The 17502-nt window shown below is 63.6% G+C and carries 21 protein-coding genes and 2 pseudogenes; 15 read left to right on the top strand and 8 right to left on the bottom strand.

Annotated features, from left to right (window positions below):
- The 3 genes and pseudogenes from ACRECS_RS14720 to ACRECS_RS14730 all read right to left on the bottom strand — a co-directional run.
- Positions 1 to 666 (bottom strand): annotated as a pseudogene (locus tag ACRECS_RS14720) (translocation/assembly module TamB domain-containing protein); the annotation flags it as partial.
- A gap of 5 nt (positions 667 to 671) precedes the next feature.
- Complete coding sequence (locus tag ACRECS_RS14725) at positions 672 to 2630, bottom strand: autotransporter assembly complex protein TamA (RefSeq protein ID WP_431583704.1); 1959 nt, start codon at positions 2628 to 2630, stop codon at positions 672 to 674.
- 53 nt (positions 2631 to 2683) lie between these two features.
- Positions 2684 to 2893 carry a hypothetical protein gene (locus ACRECS_RS14730; protein WP_431583705.1) on the bottom strand — a complete coding sequence of 70 codons (210 nt, stop codon included), beginning with the start codon at positions 2891 to 2893 and terminating at the stop codon, positions 2684 to 2686.
- A 176-nt stretch (positions 2894 to 3069) separates the two neighbouring features.
- Here ACRECS_RS14730 and ACRECS_RS14735 point away from each other — a divergent pair, with 176 nt between their 5' ends.
- Complete coding sequence (locus tag ACRECS_RS14735) at positions 3070 to 3243, top strand: hypothetical protein (RefSeq protein ID WP_431583706.1); 174 nt, start codon at positions 3070 to 3072, stop codon at positions 3241 to 3243.
- Between the two features lie 24 nt (positions 3244 to 3267).
- On the opposite strand, the gene ACRECS_RS14740 is transcribed toward ACRECS_RS14735, so the two are convergent.
- Positions 3268 to 3909 (bottom strand): S24 family peptidase, encoded by a 642-nt coding sequence (locus tag ACRECS_RS14740; protein WP_431583707.1) that lies wholly within the window; start codon positions 3907 to 3909, stop codon positions 3268 to 3270.
- 91 nt (positions 3910 to 4000) lie between these two features.
- On the opposite strand from ACRECS_RS14740, the gene ACRECS_RS14745 reads away from it, so the two are divergent.
- Both ACRECS_RS14745 and ACRECS_RS14750 read left to right on the top strand, forming a co-directional pair.
- Positions 4001 to 4180 (top strand): hypothetical protein, encoded by a 180-nt coding sequence (locus tag ACRECS_RS14745; protein ID WP_431583708.1) that lies wholly within the window; start codon positions 4001 to 4003, stop codon positions 4178 to 4180.
- Positions 4177 to 4488, top strand: coding sequence for a hypothetical protein (locus ACRECS_RS14750; protein ID WP_431583709.1), 312 nt, complete (start codon positions 4177 to 4179; stop codon positions 4486 to 4488). The genes ACRECS_RS14745 and ACRECS_RS14750 overlap by 4 nt, the downstream gene beginning before the upstream one ends.
- 3 nt (positions 4489 to 4491) lie before the next feature.
- Here ACRECS_RS14750 and ACRECS_RS14755 read toward each other — a convergent pair whose 3' ends face one another.
- The gene (locus ACRECS_RS14755; protein WP_431583710.1) at positions 4492 to 5544 is read right to left on the bottom strand and encodes a hypothetical protein; all 1053 of its coding nucleotides are present in this window, start codon (positions 5542 to 5544) and stop codon (positions 4492 to 4494) included.
- Positions 5514 to 6755 (bottom strand): TIGR04063 family PEP-CTERM/XrtA system glycosyltransferase, encoded by a 1242-nt coding sequence (locus ACRECS_RS14760; RefSeq protein WP_431583711.1) that lies wholly within the window; start codon positions 6753 to 6755, stop codon positions 5514 to 5516. The genes ACRECS_RS14755 and ACRECS_RS14760 overlap by 31 nt, the downstream gene beginning before the upstream one ends.
- A 93-nt stretch (positions 6756 to 6848) precedes the next feature.
- Between ACRECS_RS14760 and ACRECS_RS14765 the strand changes: the two genes are divergently transcribed.
- The 3 genes and pseudogenes from ACRECS_RS14765 to ACRECS_RS14775 form a co-directional block, all read left to right on the top strand.
- Positions 6849 to 7013, top strand: coding sequence for a hypothetical protein (locus tag ACRECS_RS14765; RefSeq protein WP_431583712.1), 165 nt, complete (start codon positions 6849 to 6851; stop codon positions 7011 to 7013).
- Entirely contained in the window at positions 7006 to 8373 is a 1368-nt protein-coding gene (locus tag ACRECS_RS14770) for a putative O-glycosylation ligase, exosortase A system-associated (RefSeq protein WP_431583713.1), read from the top strand. The genes ACRECS_RS14765 and ACRECS_RS14770 overlap by 8 nt, the downstream gene beginning before the upstream one ends.
- A pseudogene (locus ACRECS_RS14775) lies at positions 8370 to 9362 on the top strand (acyltransferase family protein); the annotation flags it as partial. The gene ACRECS_RS14770 and the pseudogene ACRECS_RS14775, both read left to right, overlap by 4 nt.
- Positions 9363 to 9567: 205 nt before the next feature.
- Here the strand turns inward: ACRECS_RS14775 and ACRECS_RS14780 are convergent.
- Together ACRECS_RS14780 and ACRECS_RS14785 are read right to left on the bottom strand one after the other, a co-directional pair.
- Positions 9568 to 10407, bottom strand: coding sequence for a glycine--tRNA ligase subunit alpha (locus ACRECS_RS14780; RefSeq protein WP_431583784.1), 840 nt, complete (start codon positions 10405 to 10407; stop codon positions 9568 to 9570).
- A gap of 38 nt (positions 10408 to 10445) precedes the next feature.
- Positions 10446 to 10754, bottom strand: coding sequence for a hypothetical protein (locus ACRECS_RS14785; protein ID WP_431583714.1), 309 nt, complete (start codon positions 10752 to 10754; stop codon positions 10446 to 10448).
- A gap of 137 nt (positions 10755 to 10891) precedes the next feature.
- Here ACRECS_RS14785 and ACRECS_RS14790 point away from each other — a divergent pair, with 137 nt between their 5' ends.
- From ACRECS_RS14790 to ACRECS_RS14830, 9 genes are all read left to right on the top strand, one after another.
- Positions 10892 to 11326, top strand: a complete 435-nt coding sequence (locus tag ACRECS_RS14790; RefSeq protein ID WP_431583715.1) for a hypothetical protein — start codon at positions 10892 to 10894, stop codon at positions 11324 to 11326.
- A complete protein-coding gene (locus ACRECS_RS14795; protein ID WP_431583785.1) occupies positions 11310 to 12053 on the top strand; it encodes a TraB/GumN family protein in 744 nt (247 codons plus the stop codon). The genes ACRECS_RS14790 and ACRECS_RS14795 overlap by 17 nt, the downstream gene beginning before the upstream one ends.
- A gap of 158 nt (positions 12054 to 12211) precedes the next feature.
- The gene (locus ACRECS_RS14800) at positions 12212 to 12424 is read left to right on the top strand and encodes a helix-turn-helix transcriptional regulator (protein WP_431583716.1); all 213 of its coding nucleotides are present in this window, start codon (positions 12212 to 12214) and stop codon (positions 12422 to 12424) included.
- A complete protein-coding gene (locus ACRECS_RS14805) occupies positions 12393 to 13094 on the top strand; it encodes a hypothetical protein (protein ID WP_431583717.1) in 702 nt (233 codons plus the stop codon). The genes ACRECS_RS14800 and ACRECS_RS14805 overlap by 32 nt, the downstream gene beginning before the upstream one ends.
- 45 nt (positions 13095 to 13139) lie before the next feature.
- Positions 13140 to 14063, top strand: coding sequence for a TraB/GumN family protein (locus tag ACRECS_RS14810; RefSeq protein ID WP_431583718.1), 924 nt, complete (start codon positions 13140 to 13142; stop codon positions 14061 to 14063).
- Between the two features lie 17 nt (positions 14064 to 14080).
- Complete coding sequence (locus tag ACRECS_RS14815) at positions 14081 to 14923, top strand: TraB/GumN family protein (protein ID WP_431583719.1); 843 nt, start codon at positions 14081 to 14083, stop codon at positions 14921 to 14923.
- Positions 14924 to 15023: 100 nt separating this feature from the next.
- Entirely contained in the window at positions 15024 to 15734 is a 711-nt protein-coding gene (locus ACRECS_RS14820; protein ID WP_431583720.1) for a 50S ribosomal protein L25/general stress protein Ctc, read from the top strand.
- A gap of 122 nt (positions 15735 to 15856) precedes the next feature.
- Positions 15857 to 16429 carry an aminoacyl-tRNA hydrolase gene (gene pth, locus ACRECS_RS14825; RefSeq protein ID WP_431583721.1) on the top strand — a complete coding sequence of 191 codons (573 nt, stop codon included), beginning with the start codon at positions 15857 to 15859 and terminating at the stop codon, positions 16427 to 16429.
- A complete protein-coding gene (locus ACRECS_RS14830) occupies positions 16426 to 17028 on the top strand; it encodes a TIGR02466 family protein (RefSeq protein WP_431583722.1) in 603 nt (200 codons plus the stop codon). The genes pth and ACRECS_RS14830 overlap by 4 nt, the downstream gene beginning before the upstream one ends.
- Positions 17029 to 17502 lie beyond the last annotated feature (474 nt).

Here is a 17502-nt window from a genome sequence, read left to right on the forward strand (position 1 = left end):
GCGGGCGATGCCGATCAGCTTTGCCAGCACGCCGCTCGCGCTGCCGCGGGCCCGGACATTCACGTCGAACCTGTCGCGGTCGGGCTCCGCATCGAGCTTCACGACCAGCGTATCGCTGCCCGCGACGACCGCCGTCAGATCAACCAGCGCGCGGCCCGAACGAATATCCGCCTTGCCCGCCAGCCGTGCGCTGCGCGCTGCACCGGAAACAGCAGGCGCGATGGTCAACCGATCGACGCGCAGCTCGCCAATGCGAATGTCGAAGCTCGGCAGGGTCGGGCCTTTGCGGCCGGTCTTGATCGTCTCCGGAATTTTGGCGAACAGCGCCTGGGGGATAACCAGGCGGCTGATATCGAGCCGGTTCGACAGCCAGGCGAAAGGTGACCATTCGAGTTCCGCACGCGGCGCCCGGAACACCAATCCTTTCTGATCCCGGACCCGTACGTCGATCAGTACGGCCTTGGAAAAGAGCGACCCATCGATCCGCCCGACACTGTAGCGCAGCCCGTTGGAGGGTTTCTGTGCAGCGATCTGATCGGCGACCCAGCGGTGCCCAACGCTCGTATCGAGAATGAACAACGCCGCTGCCAGCAGCGCCAGCAGGCCAAGCAGCGCGGTGATAATCCAGCGCCACCAGCGTGTCCGCTTAACCGGGGCGGCAGGCACGTCGGTCAAAATGCCTGTCCCAGCGAAACATAGACCGCGACCCGTGCATCACCCGGTTGCGGATTGAGCGGCGTGCCGACATCGATACGGATCGGGCCGAAATTGGAATAATAGCGCACGCCAAGCCCCGCGCCGAAACGGAACTCAGCAAATTTCGGCAAGGGCGAAGTGTAGATATTACCGCCGTCGATGAAGGGCACGACGCCGAAATTGCCGAACGCCTTCACGCGCGCCTCAAGCGAGAATTCGGTCAGGCTGCGCCCGCCGATCGGGTCATTATTGGGGTCGCGCGGCCCGATATCCTGATAGCCATAGCCGCGCACCGATGCACCGCCGCCAGCGTAAAAGCGCCGCGACGGGGCGATCGCATCGCGCGGCGCCCCGGCGATGGTGCCGAGCCGGACACGACCGGCCATGACCACGCCATCGCTGACCGGCTGATAGGCGCTGGCATCGACCTGTACCCGGGCATAGCCGAACACCCGGCCCTGCAGTGACAATTCCGGCGACAGGCGCCCGCTCAACCGGAAGCCGTGGGTCGGATTGAGCAAATCGTCCGAACCGTCATAGCTGAGGGTGGTCGGTAGCGCGCCGATGAAAAAGGTGCGCCGGCGCGGTGCACCCGTGCTCAATATGACGTCGCGTTCATCCGACGCGGCCAGTTCACCGCCGAGCGACCAGGTCCATGTCTTCTGGAAGAAAATGTTGGTTTGACGCTCAAGCGTCCCGGACAATGCGAAGGTCTTTGCCTGATAGGCGTCGCGATTAAGGTTCGAGGCCACCGCCTGAAAGGTCAGCACACGGTCGCGCGCCTGATAATTGTTGCGGCGGAAGATCACGCTGGCGAGCTGCTCCCTGGTGCCGAGTACGCCGCGCAATGTAAGCGCGCCTTCGGGCGGGAACAGGTTACGATGCGTCCAGCTGACCTCCGCCCGCGCCCCTTCACCCGTGCCATAACCGAGTTCGGCGGCAATGGTGCGCGGCGGCGCCGGTTCGAGCGCCACTGCGATATCCACCGTGCCGGGATCCTTGCCCTCGACCGGCTTGATATCCACTGACGAAACCAGCCCGGTCTGGATCAGGGCACGACGCAGATCGACCAGCGCGCTCTGGTCGAACGGCTGGCCGGGAGTGAAGCGAGCGATATCCTTGATATGGTCGGCATCGAATACCTTGTTCGGTGGGGACGTAATCCGCCCGAAAAGCCGCTTGCCGCCCGGGTCGATGGCCATTTGCAGCGTTGCTGTCCGTGCGGCTCGATCGACCACGATCTCCGGCTCGCCCACCGTTGCGAAGGGAAATCCCTTTTGACCGATCTGGGTACGCAAATTTGCCTCACCCGTCGCGACCGCATCCGAATTGACCGGATCGTCGGGCTTGACGCCGAATGCCGTACGCAACCCGTCGCTCTTGTCGCCGGCGGCAGCCAGGCCGCTCAGTGTGACCCCGCCGAATTTATACTGCACCCCCGGCTCGGCATCGAGCGTGACGAGCGGGCGACCGCTCTTGGGCTCGATCCGGCTGGTCACGCGCGCATCATAATAGCCTTCGGCGCGCAACAATTCGGTCAGCAAAAGCGCGTCTTCGCGTGCGCGTCGATCGAGCTGCGCCGCATTGGCCGGATCGCCGTCATGGATCTTCAAGGTCGACAGCGCATCGAAGCGCTGGCGCAGCAACGGCGTCGCGACCGCATCAATCCCTTCGACGGCAAAGCTATAGCGCGTCTCGCCGGTCAGTTCGGGTGTCGCAGACGGATCGACCGGCTCATCCGGTGCCACCGAAAGGTCCGGCCAATCGACGCCGATATCGGGCAGAGGCGCGAGCGGCGAGTTGGGATCAAGCCTACCGGCGTCGGGCGCAATGGTCCCTGCACTGTCCTGCGCATGAGCGCAGGGAGTGACGACTACAAAAAGACCCGCAGCGGCGCAGAACAACGCGCCACGCCGCCCGACCGACAACGACATGCCCCTGTCCTAGACGGACAATTCCCCAAGCAACAGGGGGCTTAGGAGAGAGATTAGTGAACCGTGCCCACGGCACGGTCGACCGAGAGCAGCAGAATCAGCCGCTCGATCTGGCGCCAACGGCAAAAATGCAGGTGATTGCCGATATCCCGGCTCTTGTCCGCCCGCGCGGCCGCTTCGAAACCGGCATCGTCGCCAAAGCGCGTGATGAGGTCGGTGGCATCGGCGACGTCATGGCTGGCAAGATACGGCATATACGACATAAGTTTCCCCGCGGCGTTCATGCGCGAGACTTACAATCCGCGTGCCAGAACCGCGCGCGCCCGCAAATGAGCGGGTGACATTGGTAAACAAATCCATGCACTCCGCCCAAGGGTGGGTCACCCATCCCGTCGCGGGACTCTGGCGTCCTGAGACGGGACATGGCAGAGCGATTGCCATGGCCAATATTTCCCGTTCCCCCGCCGGTGGCGGCTTTCTGATTGCGCTCGGCGCGGTGCTCGGTGCGATTATCGGGCTGTTCCTCCAACAACCGACCGCGGGTTTCCTGATCGGCAGCGGCGGCGGCATCGCGATTGCCGTTGCAATCTGGCTGCTCGACCGGCGCAGATAATCCCCTGCCCAACCCGCAGGAAGATTATCGCAGGCTACGCGATAGCCACACCACCCGTCCGATAACATCGACATCGCCCACACCGCGTTCCGGTATCGCCGGAAAGGCAGGATTGTCGCTGACGATCGCCACACGATCCCCGCTCCGCGACACGCGCTTGACCATCAACGCGCCATCGAGCCGGATCACATAAATGCCGCCCCGAGGACCGGTCCGCCGATCTCCTTCATCGACCAGCATCTGATCGCCATCCTCGATCAGCGAATTCATCGAATCCCCTTCGGCGCGGATCATCGCCAGCTTCCCGGTCCGAATGCCGAGCGTGTCGAGTAGCGTCCGGTCGAATCGCGCATCGCCGATCGCCTTGTCATCCTCGACCAGTCCGCCCGGCCCCGCCGATGCGGCAACGTCAAGCCGGCGCACCGAGATCATCGCAGCGCCGGATGACGACGATGACGGCGTTCCACCCAACAGGGTTTCATCGACGTTGAAATATGCCGCAAGCAACTTGCGATCGCGTTCGGCCAGGATCCGGGGCGTGCCGCGTTTCACGAACTGCTGAAGATAGGCGTCGTTACGACGAAGCATGCGCGACAGCGCGGCATAGCTCTCGCCGCTGTCTGCCACGAGAGCGTCGAGAGCCGCGCGCGGATCGATCGCATCCATAGGGGATCTAATAGCATAGGAATTTTCCTAGACAAGTTGGAAATGCAGGAACAAACCATAAACATCAATGCGACTCGGTGAGGATATGAGGATGTCGGTGTTACGAAAGGTCGAAATTTATCTGCGCTCGAACAACATGCCGGAGACGCGATTCGGACGGCTGGCGATGAACGATCCGCGGTTGGTGCGCGATCTGCGCAACGGGCGCGAGCCGGGCGCACGGACTGCAGCCCGGATCGAAGCGTTCATTCGCGGTGGAACCTCACGATGAGCCGCGGCACCGATGCCAGCACATTGCTGTCGCGCGCGATCGAATGCAAATCCCGAAGCGCGGGTTGCCCGGCAATGATCTCCACGGCGACCTGGACGCCATGGGCCAGCGCAACCTTCTCGGGCGCGCGCCATCTGGTCAACCTGACGGCGTCGGCATCCCCGGCACTGGACGACTGGCTCACCGCCCTGCCCGAGGCGGATATCGACGTGCGCGGCCATCTGCTTGCCAGCGTCGCAGTAAATTCAGTGCGGCGATCGGAAAATGAGGTCATAATCGAGCTTGAGGCGCTGACTGTCGAGGAATGATCGTCAGACGCGCATCGCCATCCGGCGAAGCGATACGAGCGCCTCTTGCAGCGATTCTTCGCGGTACGGCGGGGGCGGCGGAGCGATCGGCGTGACAGCCTCACGCCGCGTCACGCCCTTTTCCAGCCGGTCGAGCAACGCATGGATGCTCGCCGAGGAATCATAATCCGATGCACGGCGCGGAGTGGGCGCTACCGGCTCGGGTGCCGGTGCAACCGGCTCCGGTTCGGGGCGGGTCAATGGCGCCAGTTCGAACGTTTCGAACCGTTCGCTGGCGTCGAATACCGGCGGGCGTGGACGCGAGACGATCTGCGCGGGAGGCGGGAACCAGTCGATCGGTTCGTCCGGAATCGCGGCGGGATCATAGGCCGCCAGTGGCATATCGAGATCGGCAGGAAGATCCTGCTCGACAAGAACCTGTTCCGCGAACGGGGTCGGCTCCACGACTGGGATTTGCTGCGCGATGGGGGCTTGTTCCACGATCGGGAGTGGTTTCATGATCGTCGCGCGAACCGGCGACGACATGGGCAGAGGAGCAGGTTCGAATACCGCGTCTTCGATCACTGGCGCGACGATTTCCGACTCAGCCATTTCGGGCTCGACCACCAGGTCGATCGCTTCCGCCTCCTCGGCCACCGTATGGACCGGACGGGCGCGTACTTCGAGGAAGGGTGTACCGAGATCCTCATTGGCATAGACCGGCCGACGTGCCGGCGCGTCAGGATGGGCGTCGGCACGGCGCAGCACTGGCGTATCGGCGCTCACCGGTTTGCCGGAAAAGGAAATGGTTCGCGCGCCGACCAACAGGAACAGCGAGAACCAGGAAACCAGGCCGATACCACCGCCAACGATCAGGATCAGCGCGGCGCGCGCGGTAACGCCGAGCGGTGGCGCGGCGGCCGGGACAAGCGCAGCGATACCACTGTCGAGCACCAGCCCTTCAAGGATAGCGGTTGGAAGCAGCGCAAAGACCAGCGCGGCGAGCATCGCCAGAACGCCGGCGGCAACCGGCGCGAGCGGGAGATTCAGGCGTTTACTGCGGGAGATCGCGACCATGAGTCGTGTGATGCACCGGCGCCGGTAAGTTTTTGGTAAACAGGATTGTAACGAGCAACATTCATTTCCCAGTTACGCTCCGCCTCAACGAAGGCGCGGCCATTGTCGCGCCGCGCGCCCCAGAGATTCCGATCGGCAAGCAGATCGGCCAGGGCCCGCGCCATGGCGGCGGGGTCGTCGGGCGGGAACAGCGTGCCGGTCTCGCCGTGACGGATCAGTTCGCGGTGCCCGCCGACATCGGAGGCCGCGACCAGCCGGCGCTGCGCCATCGCCTCCAACGGCTTGAGCGGCGTGACGAGATCGGTCAACCGCATGCGCTTGCGCGGATAGGCGAGGATGTCGATCACGCTGTAATAGCGATCGACCTCGGTATGCGGCACGCGACCGATGAACTTGATGTGCTTCGCGACCGGCGATGCGGCGGCCTGGGCACGCAAGGCTTCCTCCATCGGACCGCCGCCGACCAGTACGAGATTCGCCCTGGGGCGCGCTGCGACCAGCATCGGCATCGCCGCGATCAGATCATCGAGCCCCTCATAATCATAGAAGCTGCCGATAAAGCCAATCACATCGGCACCATTGAGGCCGAGCGACAGGGCAAGCGGCGCATCATGATTGAGCGGCGCGCCGAACACGGTCAGATCGACGCCATTCGGCGACACCATGATCTTCGCCGGATCGACGCCGCGCGACACCAGATCCTGGCGCAGTCCTTCGCAAATCACCGCCACGGCATCGGCTTTGCCCACCGCCCAGGTTTCAAGCGCGCGGGTCGCACGATAGCGGAGCGACCCCTCGCGGCCTGTACCGTTGCCGACTGCCGCATCTTCCCAGAAAGCGCGGACCTCATAGACCAGAGGCAAATGGCGTTTGCGCGCGATGCGCAGTGCTGCGAGCGCGCCCAGCACCGGTGAATGCGCGTGAAGGATGTCGGGCCGGAATTCATCGACCGCCGCCGCGATCCGCCGGGCAAAGCCGTGAATCTCGCGCAGCTCGCCGAGCGGACTGGGCCAGTCCTTCCTCACCGGGGTACGGTGAAAATCGATTCCGTCGATCTGCTCGAACCTGACATCGCTCGCCCCGTGCCGCGGGCCTGTGACGGCCGCGACTTGCCAGCCGCGGCGCATCTGCGCCTTCAGGATGGCGCGCGTGCGAAAGGTATAGCCGCTCTGCAACGGCAGGCCATGGTCGAGAATATGGAGGATGCGCATCGCCAGCGTGATTGGCACAACAGTGTTTAACGGGCCGTCAACCCGGAGGCGCTAAGCCCGTGCCCGGACAGGCTTAAGGCACGCACACAGGACATGATCGACAATTTCGCGCTCGCGATCAGCCATGGCCTGATGCTGCTTGCCGCGTGGCTGTTGCTGCGTCGCCCCGATCTCGACCATGAAGCCGGACCCGGCGACACCGTCGAAGCCAGCAAGAAAGACCGGAAATCGGCAATCGGGGAAAAGCCCGGTGCGTGATCTCGTCTTTGTCGCCTTTCTCCTGTCGTTCTTCGCGCTCGGGTTTCGCAAGCCGTTCCTGTTCGTCCTGGTCTATGTGTATATCGACATCGTCAGCCCGCAGCGGCTGACCTATCTGATGCTCAATTCGGTGCCGATCTCGCTGATCGCGGCGGGACTGGCGGTGGCAGCCTGGGCAATCGTCGACGACAAGCGCGACACGCGCATCGCGCCGCGCCAGTTCCTCATCGTGCTGCTGCTGCTCTATTGTTCCCAGACGACGCGCGCCGCCGACTTTCCGATCGAGGCGCTCGATAAATGGGACTGGGTGTGGAAGGCGCTGGCCTTTGCCGCCTTCCTGCCGCTGACCTTGCGCACCAAGCTGCGCATCGAAGCGCTGCTGCTGATCATGATCCTGTCCGCGGCCTCGATCATCATTGTCGGCGGGATCAAGACGATCGCGTCGGGCGGCGGTGGTTATGGCGAGCTCAACCTGATGGTGACCAACAATTCGGGTCTCTATGAGGGCAGCACGATTTCCGCGGTGGCGATCGCGATCATCCCGGTGATCCTGTGGTTCACGCGGCACGGCACGATCTTCAAACCCGACTGGATGGTGAAGACATTCTGCTATGCGCTGATCTTCGCCTGCCTGCTGATCCCGGTCGGCACGTCGACCCGCACCGGCCTGCTGTGCATCGGGCTGCTCGCGGTGCTGATGATCCGCGATACGAAGCGCAAGGGCCTCTATGTCGGTGCGCTTGCGCTGATGGCGGTGGTCGCCGTGCCGTTCCTGCCGAGCACTTTCACGGACCGGATGAGCACGATCAAGACCTACAAGGCCGATGAATCCGCCTCGACCCGGCTCGCGGTGTGGAAATGGACCATGGACTACGCCAAGGACCATCCGTTCGGCGGCGGTTTCGAAATGTATCGCCAGAACCAGATCCGCTATGACACCGAGAAGGTCGAGAAGGTAGCCGGCCAGCAGACGGTCGAACGCAAGCTGACGGTCGATCAGGCGCGCGCCTTCCACAGCGCCTATTTCGAAATGCTCGGCGAACAGGGCTATCCCGGGCTGGCGCTGTGGCTGATCATCAACCTGACCGGCATCTTGCGCATGGAAATGCTGCGCCGGCGCTACCGCAAGCCGATGCCGGGCGAGGAATGGATTTCGCCGCTGGCCAGTGCGTTGCAGAGCGGGCACATCGTCTATCTGCTCGGCGCGACTTTCATCGCCATCGCTTTCCAGCCGTTCGTCTATATGCTGATCGGCGCGCAGATCGGGCTCGACACCTATCTCGCACGCAAGCGGCGCGAGGCGTCGTGGCGACCGGTCCGCAAGTCCCGCCCGCCCGCGCTCGAACCGATCCTATCATGAGCGCCGCATCCGAACTTCGCGCGCTGACCAGCGTGCGTGGCATCGCGGCTTGGTTCGTCGTGCTCTACCATATCCGCCTGTCAATCGCCGGACTGCCGCAGGATGGATTGGCGTTTCTCGCCAAGGGCTATCTGGCGGTCGATTTCTTCTTCCTGCTGTCAGGCTTCGTCATCTGGCTGAGCTGGAGCGAGGCGCTGCGCGACCGCGGCATTGCGGCGGTGCCCGGCTTCCTGCGCAAGCGTATCGCACGGATCTGGCCGCTGCATCTGTTCATGCTCGCTTGTGCGGTGGGCCTGGCCTTGCTGTTTGCCGCGACCGGCCGGCAAGACGATGTGAACTACCCGTTCCGCGAGCTGCCGCTGCACATCGCATTGATGCAGAATTGGGGCTTCACCGACCATCTGACCTGGAACGACCCGAGCTGGTCGATCAGTACGGAGCTGGCCGCCTATCTGGTCTTCCCCTTCCTGACGCTGGCGATCGACTGGCGGCGCGTGCCGAGCTGGGCAGTGCTGGCGGCGATCGCGGCGCTGGTCGTGCTGCTCCATGCCGTGATGGCACGCGGCGGCGCGGCGACGCTCGGTACTGATATCAGCCGCTTCGGGTTGATCCGCTGCGTCCTCGAATTCGCCGCCGGGACTGCGGTCTGCGCGCTGTGGCTCAGATGGAAAGCGCATCCGGCCGTGCCCGCGGCCACCTCGGCATTCATTGCCCTGGTCATCGCCCTGTCATGGCGCGGCGGCCTGCCGGAAACGGTGGCGATCCCCGCAATGTTCGCCGCCGTCCTGCTGGCGCTGGCGCTCACATCGGGCATGAAGCGCAACCCGCTCGATCACAGCGTGCTGCATTATCTCGGCGAGATCAGCTACGCGACCTATCTCGGCCATTTCCTGCTGTTCATCGTGTTCAAGCTCGCCTTGGTCGATGATCCTCATGCCGTGCCGCCCGTGCTGATCGGCGTGTATCTGGCACTGGTGCTGGCAAGCTCAGCAGCGCTGTATCATCTGGTCGAGCGGCCGGCACAGCGTTGGGTGAACGGTCTCTCGCTCCTCCCCGGCACGGGGAGGGGGACCATGCGCAGCATGGTGGAGGGGGTGGGCCGGCAACGTTCCGCTTGGGGAGCGCCCCCTCCACCATTCGCTGAAGAAGCGAATGGTCCCCCTCCCCGAATCGGGGAGGATCTAAGAAGAGCCATCACGCCGCCCACCCGTTCTTGTCCATCCATGCCTGGCAGCTGCCCTTCGCCAGATCGCGCACCCGGCCCATATAGGCCTGGCGTTCCTCGACCGAGATCACGCCGCGCGCCTGCAGCAGGTTGAAGACATGGCTCGCCTTGATCGCCTGCTCATAAGCGGGGATCGGCAGCTTTGCCTCAAGGCAATTCTCGCATTCGGCGGTCGCCTTGCGGAACAGGTCGAACAGCGTATCGGTGTTGGCCACCTCGAAATTCCAGGTCGATTGCTCGATCTCATTCTCGAGGAACACATCGCCGTAACTCACGCCCGCGTCATTATAGGCGAGGTCGTAGATCGAATCCTTGTTCTGCAGATACATGGCGAGCCGTTCCAGCCCATAGGTCAGTTCGCCCGCGACCGGCTTGCAGTCGAAGCCGCCCATCTGCTGGAAGTAAGTGAACTGAGTCACCTCCATCCCGTCGCACCACACTTCCCAGCCCAGGCCCCAGGCGCCGAGCGTTGGCGATTCCCAGTCATCCTCGACGAAACGGATGTCGTGATGGGTGAAATCGATGCCGATCGCGGCGAGGCTGCCGAGATAGAGCTCCTGCAGGTTCGGCGGGCTTGGCTTCAGGATCACCTGATACTGGTAATAATGCTGCAGCCGGTTGGGATTCTCGCCATAGCGGCCATCGGTCGGGCGGCGGCACGGCTGCACGAACGCGGCGTTCCACGCATTGGGGCCAAGCGCGCGCAGGGTGGTCGCGGTATGGAAGGTGCCGGCGCCCATTTCCATGTCGTAAGGCTGCAGGATCAGGCAGCCATGATCGCTCCAATAGTCATGGAGCTTCAGGATCATGCGCTGAAAGCTCAGCGGCTTGGTGTCGGGACCAGCGGTCACGCGGCGGAAACCCTTCGCAAGTGCGGAATAAAAAGCGCCGCCGCTTTGGCGCATGGCCTCTTTAGGGTCAACTGGCACGGATCGACGGAGCGCGATTGAATCGACGCGATCATCCCGCGCCGAAGCCCTTTGAGACAATCCCGCCGGCGGTCCAAATTCCCGCCGTTGCGGGAATTGCTGCGGGAAAATGCTTTTTTGAGCGTTCTGCGGGAATCTGCGGGAAATCCTGCGGGAATTTTGTTGGAGCCGAACGGGAATTTCGCGCTCGCTTTGCGGGAATATCGGGAAATGGCGGGGATGGTCATGATCTGCTCGGGTTTCGCATCTGCTAGAGTCGAATGATCCGTCGGAGACCCATTATGATGATACCGACACGCGTGTTGAATCGCGGCCCGGGGTGCGGCGATTGACGGCGCGCCCGCTTTGCGCTGTGTTAACCATAATGAACCGGGAACGGGTCGCGCGGCAGCCGGGTCACGGCGTGGGGCAACGGCGCGGTGCGGCGGGGCTGGCCGCCCCGTCACTAATGCTGTCGCTGGCCCTGATGGCGCAGATCGCCCCGGCCCATTCCCTTTCTCAGCCGCACATTCCCTATCAGCCGATCCTCGACACGGTGATGGTCACGGCGCCGCAGGAGCCGCCGCGAATCGCCTACCCGCCGCTGCCGGTCGATGATCGCATCGCCCCCGACGAGTTCGCCTATGACGACATTGTCGAGGACCTGCCCACGCCGGTGGAACAGGCGGCGCTGTTCGAGCGGCTGAAATTGTCGCAGCTGTCGCAGAATTATCGCCCGCCCCGCCATCTGGAAGATCGCCGACCGCGATACGATCCTCTATCTGTTCGGCACGATCCATGTCCTGCCGCCCGGCTTTGAATGGCGCAATGCAGAGGTCGATCGGATTACCGCCGAATCGACCACGCTGATCGTCGAAGCGGTCGATGACACGGCGGCGCCCATTGAGGCGCTGACCCTGCTCAAACCAAAGGGCCCGCCACTGCCGCCGCTCGCGACCCGGGTATCGCGAAGTCATCGCGCGGCACTGGCGCGCTTCAACGCAACGCTGCCGTCCGAGGCGGCCAGGCTGATGGATAAGCTGCCGACCTGGATCGCGGCGGTCGCGGTATCGTTTGTGCGCGATTATCGCGACGGCGAGATACCGGGACCGGGCGCGGACGATTGGCTGGAGGAGAATTTCCGCGCCCGCGCCCGTCCGGTGGTCGAGATCGAGGACGGCACGCAAGTGATGGCCAATGTCAGCCGGATTTCGGAAGCGGATCAGCGCGTCATGCTCGATATGGCGCTCGATGCGCCGCAGCAATCACGCGCCGAGATGCGTGCGTCGATTCATGCCTGGGCCAGAGGCGAGGTCGGACCGGGATCGGCACTGACCCTCGACCTGCAGTCGATCAGCGGATCGACCGCGCTGTCGGCACCGCTGATCACCGATCGCAACCAGGCCTGGGCCGGGGAACTGGTCCGGCGATTGAAAACCCAACGCGGCACGATGCTGTTCGCGGCCGGCATCGGGCATTTTATCGGGCCGGGATCGGTCATCGATCTGCTCGAACGCCGGGGCGTGACGGTCGGGCGCGTCCAGTAGCGCCTAACCGGCGATTCAGGCGCGCGGCGTTTCCGCGCCACTACGAAAGTCAGCCTCACACCTCTTTTTGTCAGGTGTTCTTGACATAGCAACGAATCGCTGACATTTAGTCATGGTCACCTGACATTCGGTCAGGGGACGATGACAAAGGGCCTGTAGTGAAAAATCGGCTCAAGGTGCTGCGCGCCGAACGCGACTGGAGCCAGGCCGAGCTGGCCGGGCACCTCGACGTCTCGCGCCAGGCGGTCAACGCGATCGAGACGGGGAAATATGATCCCTCGCTCCCGCTCGCATTCCGGATCGGGCGACTATTTCAAATGCCTATCGAGGACATTTTCCATGACGATGCGGGGAACAGCGATGATGCATGACGGTCCCAATAGAGAGAGCAACGCCGATCAGACCCGGTCCAGGAACATAAGCCGCAAATTTATCGCCATTCTCGGCGGCCTGATGATTGGCGGCGGCGTGATCGGCTACATGACGGCCGCCAATGAGGCCAACCCGCCCACTCCCTTCATGCACTATATGCAGCTGATCGTAGCGGTGGCGATCATGATCGTCGTGATGGGAGGAGCGTGGAGATATTTCACCGCCGACGGGCCGCAACAAGACGATCTTGATGAGAGCCGCAATGTCGGATTAGCCCGTTTCTGGGACAATCGACGCAAATATCACCGCGTGATCGGCGGCCTGATGCTTGGCGGTGGCCTCACCGGCGCGGTCGTCGGCCTCATGCTGTCGGTCAATGATTTCAACCTCACGACACCCACCATGAAGGTCATGGCGGTGGCGGCCGTAGCGGCATTCCTGATCACCGTGACATGGGGCTCGTGGAAATATTTCACCACCGTCGATGAGCTGGAGGTCGATGCCAATAAATGGGCCGGGCTGATCGGAATCAATTTCTACGCAACGCTGTGGATGTGCTGGTGGGCACTGGGCAAGGTCGAACTGACCCGCGCGCCGGACGGCGACGCCGTGTTCCTGCTCACCATGCTGGTCACCATTATAACCTTTTTGTGGCGACGCTTCCGCTAGCGCGACCTCATCCCCATCTGCCTGCCCGTATAAAAGGATCACTGCATGAAACGTTTCGTCGCCGCGCTGATCGCGGCAATCCTGTCCGCGACTTCAGCCTTTGCGCAGAGCGCACCCGCCACGCCGGCTCCGGCGCAGACTCCTGCCACCCCCGCAAAAATCGAAGCCGACCCGGCCATTTGGGTGGTCAAGGACAAGGACACGACCATCTATCTGTTCGGCACTTTCCATGCCCTGAAACCCAATCTTGACTGGTTCGACGGCCGGGTAAAGGCCGCGTTCGATGCCAGCGACCAGGTCGTGCTCGAACTCAACATGCCCGAGCCGGCCGAGGCGCAGAAGATCGTCGCGCCGCTCGCAACAGACCCCAGCGGCAGGAAGCTGTCCGACAAGATCCCCGAGGCGAAGCGCGCGGCCTATACCGCCGGCATGACCAAGCTTGGCCTGCCGCCGGCCGCGGTCGAGCAATATGACCCATGGTTCGTCAGCATCATGCTGTCGCAAATGGGGATGCAGAAGGCAGGCTTCAGCGCCGAGGACGGCACCGAAGCGCAACTGACCAAGGCGGCCAAGGCGGCGGGCAAGCGTCTCTCGGGCTTCGAGACCATTGCGCAGCAGCTCGGTTATTTCGACACGCTGCCGGAGGCGGCACAGGTCGTGTTCCTGATGAGCAGCATCGAGGAAGCCGACGAATACGGCCCGAAGCTCAATGAAATGCTCGGCTATTGGAGCAAGGGCGAGGATGTGAAGCTCGGCCAGATGTTGAACGAGGATCTGAAGGATTCGCGCACGCTCTATGACGTGCTGTTGAAGAACCGCAACGAGCGCTGGGCGACGGTGATCGCGGATCGCATGAAGCAGCCCGGCACCGTGTTCGTCGCGGTCGGCGCAGGCCATCTGGCGGGACCGGACAGCGTACAGCACCAGCTTGCCCGCTACGGGCTGAAGGCCACCCGGGTCCTGCATTGACGACAATAAAGCTTCTGATGGCGGCAGCGTTCGCGCTGCTCGCCACAGCCTGCGACCGGCCCGCCATCGAGGCGCGGCCGGCGCTGTGGCGCGTACAGGATAAGGACACGACGATCTGGCTGCTCGGCACGGTTCATGTCCTGCCGCCCAATGTGCGATGGGAAACGCCGGCGATCGATGCAGCGATCGACGGCGCCGACATGCTGGTGACCGAGATACCGGCCCAGCCGCCCGAACAGGCGGCATCTGCTTTCGCGGCGGCGACCCGTGCGGACGGCTTGCCGCCGGTCGCCGACCGCGTGCCCGCCGGCCAGCGCGAACAGCTGGCCCGCGCCGCCCGCGCCGCCGGCATCTCCATCGACGCGCTTGACGGGATGAAGAGCTGGGCAGCGGCGGTAACGCTCGGCGCCGGTGAGAGCCGTGCGATGGGCGCGACGGTCGACCACGGCGTGGAAGCGGTGGTGGCGCGGCGCTTCGCCGCTGCCGGAAAGCCGCGTCGCGCGCTGGAAACCCAGGCCGGGCAATTGGCGATGTTCGATGCGCTGCCCGAAGCGGCGCAGCGCGTGCTGCTGCTGCGCGCGGTCGAGCAGCCCGATGGCTATCACCGGACGCTGGCGGCGTGGCGGAGCGGCGACACGGCCCGGATCGCCGCGACCTTCGAGCCCGGCTTTCGCGGCGCCCCGGCACTCGAAAACGCCCTGGTCGCCGATCGCAACCGGCGCTGGTCGGGCTGGATCGCGCGCCGCATGAACACACCCGGCACGGTCCTGGTCGCGGTCGGCGCCGGGCATCTGGCGGGGAACAAATCGGTCGTCGCCATGCTGCAGGCACAGGGCCTGAGGGTCGAGCGCGTGCAATAGTTGCTTCTTGCCCCCGGCTCCCCTATAGCGCCGCGCTTCCGGTCAGGGTCATCCCTGGAGGCCTGACGGGAAGCACCATAACGTATTTCGGAGCAAGACCATGAGCGAACAGTTGACGCTCGCAGCCGAGACGCGTGAACAGGTTGGCAAGGGAGCCTCCCGTTCGCTGCGTCGCGAAGGCCGCGTACCCGCCGTGATTTACGGCAACAAGCAGGATCCCCAGTCGATCCACGTCGAGGAAAAGGCGCTGATGCGCCTCCTGATGACGGGTCACTTCATGAATTCGGTCGTGATGATCGATGCCGGCGGCAAGGCGATCCGCACGCTGCCCAAGGATGTCGCGTTCGACGCCGTCTCTGACCGGCCCGTGCATGTCGACTTCCTGCGCATCGGTGAGCACACCACCGTTCACGTCAACGTTCCCGTCGTCTTCACCGACGAAGAGGACGCGCCCGGCATCAAGAAGGGCAATGGCGTCCTCAACATCGTCAAGCATGAGCTCGAGCTGGTGTGCGACGCGGCCCATATCCCGGACGAGATCTCCATCTCGCTCGCCGGCCGCGAGATCGGCGACGCGATCCACATCTCCGACGTGGCTTTGCCCAAGGGCGTGACCTCGGCGATCACCGACCGCGACTTCACCATCGCGACGATCGTGCCGCCGACGGTGCCGACCGTCGAGGACGAAGAAGCCGATGCCGCCGTTGCGGAAGCACAGGCTGCTGAGTCCGAAGCGGAAGCCGCTGAGGCCGAAGCCGCTGAAAACGCTGAAGCCGGCGACGACGCCGCTGAAGGCGAAAAGGCCGAGTAATCGGATACTGACCCTCGTCCTTGCGGAGAGGGTTGGAAGAGGGCAGCGGGAGGCTGGTCGAAAAGGCCGCTTCCCCTGCCCTTTTTCTTGCCTCCCCGTTTTCCTTGCCTCAGGAAGATCGAATGCAACTCTGGGTCGGCCTTGGTAATCCCGGTGCGCAATATGCGCTCAACCGGCACAATGTCGGCTTCATGGTCGCCGACACGCTCGCCGACCTGTACGAATTTTCGGCCGTCAAGAAGCAGTTCCAGGGCTGGACTCAGGAGGGCCGGGTCGGTGGCGAAAAGATCCTGCTGCTCAAGCCCGCGACCTTCATGAACGAGAGCGGCCGCAGCGTCGGCGAAGCGCTGCGTTTCTTCAAGCTCGACATGGACGCGCTGACCGTGTTTCATGACGAACTCGATCTCGATGCGTTTCGCGTCAAGGTGAAGACCGGCGGCGGGACTGCGGGTCATAATGGCCTGAAATCGATCGATCAGCATCTCGGCCCCGATTTCCGCCGCGTGCGGATCGGCATTGGCCATCCCGGCCACAAGGACCGCGTCAGCCCGCATGTCCTGGGCAATTATGCCAAGGCAGAGATGGACCCGCTCTCGGATCTGCTCGGCGCGATCTCGGCTGAGGCGCCATGGCTCGCCAAGGGCGACGATGCACGCTTCATGAGCGATGTCGCGTTGCGGCTCGCCGATTCATGACCAGCCGCAGCCTGTTCGCGACCCGCTTCTACCAAGGCGCGCTGGACGATACGGCGTTCGTCGAGGAACTGGATCATGCCTGCCGCATGCTCGCCGAGGACGACCGCGCCGGTCGGGCCTGGTCGAAAGAGCATGGCTATCGCGGCTATACCTCCTACGCCTCGCTCAACGACCTGCCGCTGCGCGATCCGACCTTCGGTGAACTGGTCAAGCGGCTCAACCGCCATGTCGCTGCCTTTGCTACGGACTGCGCGTTTGATCTGGGCGGGCGCAAGCTCAAGCTCGACAGCCTGTGGGTCAATATCCTGAAGCCGGGCGGCACGCATTCGGGGCATATCCACCCGCATTCGGTGGTGTCGGGCACCGTCTATATCGCAGTCCCGCCGGGCGCCGGACCGCTCAAGCTGGAGGATCCGCGCCTGCCGCTGATGATGGCGGCGCCGACCCGCGACGAGGATGCGCCGGAGGATCTGCGCAGCTTCGTCTATGTCGCGCCGGATGAGGGCAGCGTGCTGCTCTGGGAAAGCTGGCTGCGCCACGAAGTGCCGCCGGGTACCGCCAAGAGCGAGCGGATCAGCATCAGCTTCAACTATCGCTGAGGCCGGGCTTCGCCGGGGGCGGCGACGAGAACGGGCCGGCGCCCATGGCATAGTATTTCATTAAGTATCTGATATATAATGATATATTATACAAATGTCGCGCGAAGCGGCCAGAGATATCGGACATTTCCGGTGTCCCATATCTCCCGTCGCCGATCCTCCCAGCGCCGTCCCAACAGCCTGCAGCGACAGCGATTCAACCATCACACGGGTTCGGGCATGGATCGCTTGCCGGGCTTATACCGGCACGCTCTTTCTCACTGTCGAACCAACCTTGCTGCAGTGCCCTCAGCGTAAGGCCGCGTGGATGACCTGCGTCGGTCTGACGATGCGCCCGATGCTCTGGCACGCGCTGAAACGGTTCACAGGTTGGATGGCTCAGCCCAAGCGAGAAGTATTGACGGCGTGATATGGAGCGCGCCACGCCGCCCGGTTGAGTCAGTCGACCATCCGTTTTCCACCATTGGCAATTAC

It is taken from the genome of Sphingomonas sp., from assembly GCF_050725575.1.
Classification (GTDB): Bacteria; Pseudomonadota; Alphaproteobacteria; order Sphingomonadales; family Sphingomonadaceae; genus Sphingomonas.

Bases quoted from the DNA above. Each gene is read 5' to 3' on its own strand.
- ACRECS_RS14750 (WP_431583709.1), top strand. From the start codon at position 4,177: ATGAGCCGCGGCACCGATGCCAGCACATTGCTGTCGCGCGCGATCGAA.
- ACRECS_RS14755 (WP_431583710.1), bottom strand. From the start codon at position 5,544: ATGGTCGCGATCTCCCGCAGTAAACGCCTGAATCTCCCGCTCGCGCCG.
- ACRECS_RS14810 (WP_431583718.1), top strand. From the start codon at position 13,140: ATGAAACGTTTCGTCGCCGCGCTGATCGCGGCAATCCTGTCCGCGACT.
- ACRECS_RS14805 (WP_431583717.1), top strand. From the start codon at position 12,393: ATGACGATGCGGGGAACAGCGATGATGCATGACGGTCCCAATAGAGAG.
- ACRECS_RS14790 (WP_431583715.1), top strand. From the start codon at position 10,892: ATGAACCGGGAACGGGTCGCGCGGCAGCCGGGTCACGGCGTGGGGCAA.
- ACRECS_RS14740 (WP_431583707.1), bottom strand. From the start codon at position 3,909: ATGGATGCGATCGATCCGCGCGCGGCTCTCGACGCTCTCGTGGCAGAC.
- ACRECS_RS14815 (WP_431583719.1), top strand. From the start codon at position 14,081: ATGGCGGCAGCGTTCGCGCTGCTCGCCACAGCCTGCGACCGGCCCGCC.
- ACRECS_RS14780 (WP_431583784.1), bottom strand. From the start codon at position 10,407: ATGATCCTGAAGCTCCATGACTATTGGAGCGATCATGGCTGCCTGATC.
- ACRECS_RS14735 (WP_431583706.1), top strand. From the start codon at position 3,070: ATGGCCAATATTTCCCGTTCCCCCGCCGGTGGCGGCTTTCTGATTGCG.
- ACRECS_RS14820 (WP_431583720.1), top strand. From the start codon at position 15,024: ATGAGCGAACAGTTGACGCTCGCAGCCGAGACGCGTGAACAGGTTGGC.
- ACRECS_RS14725 (WP_431583704.1), bottom strand. From the start codon at position 2,630: ATGTCGTTGTCGGTCGGGCGGCGTGGCGCGTTGTTCTGCGCCGCTGCG.
- ACRECS_RS14765 (WP_431583712.1), top strand. From the start codon at position 6,849: ATGATCGACAATTTCGCGCTCGCGATCAGCCATGGCCTGATGCTGCTT.
- ACRECS_RS14830 (WP_431583722.1), top strand. From the start codon at position 16,426: ATGACCAGCCGCAGCCTGTTCGCGACCCGCTTCTACCAAGGCGCGCTG.
- ACRECS_RS14785 (WP_431583714.1), bottom strand. From the start codon at position 10,754: ATGACCATCCCCGCCATTTCCCGATATTCCCGCAAAGCGAGCGCGAAA.
- ACRECS_RS14760 (WP_431583711.1), bottom strand. From the start codon at position 6,755: ATGCGCATCCTCCATATTCTCGACCATGGCCTGCCGTTGCAGAGCGGC.
- ACRECS_RS14730 (WP_431583705.1), bottom strand. From the start codon at position 2,893: ATGTCGTATATGCCGTATCTTGCCAGCCATGACGTCGCCGATGCCACC.
- pth (WP_431583721.1), top strand. From the start codon at position 15,857: ATGCAACTCTGGGTCGGCCTTGGTAATCCCGGTGCGCAATATGCGCTC.
- ACRECS_RS14745 (WP_431583708.1), top strand. From the start codon at position 4,001: ATGTCGGTGTTACGAAAGGTCGAAATTTATCTGCGCTCGAACAACATG.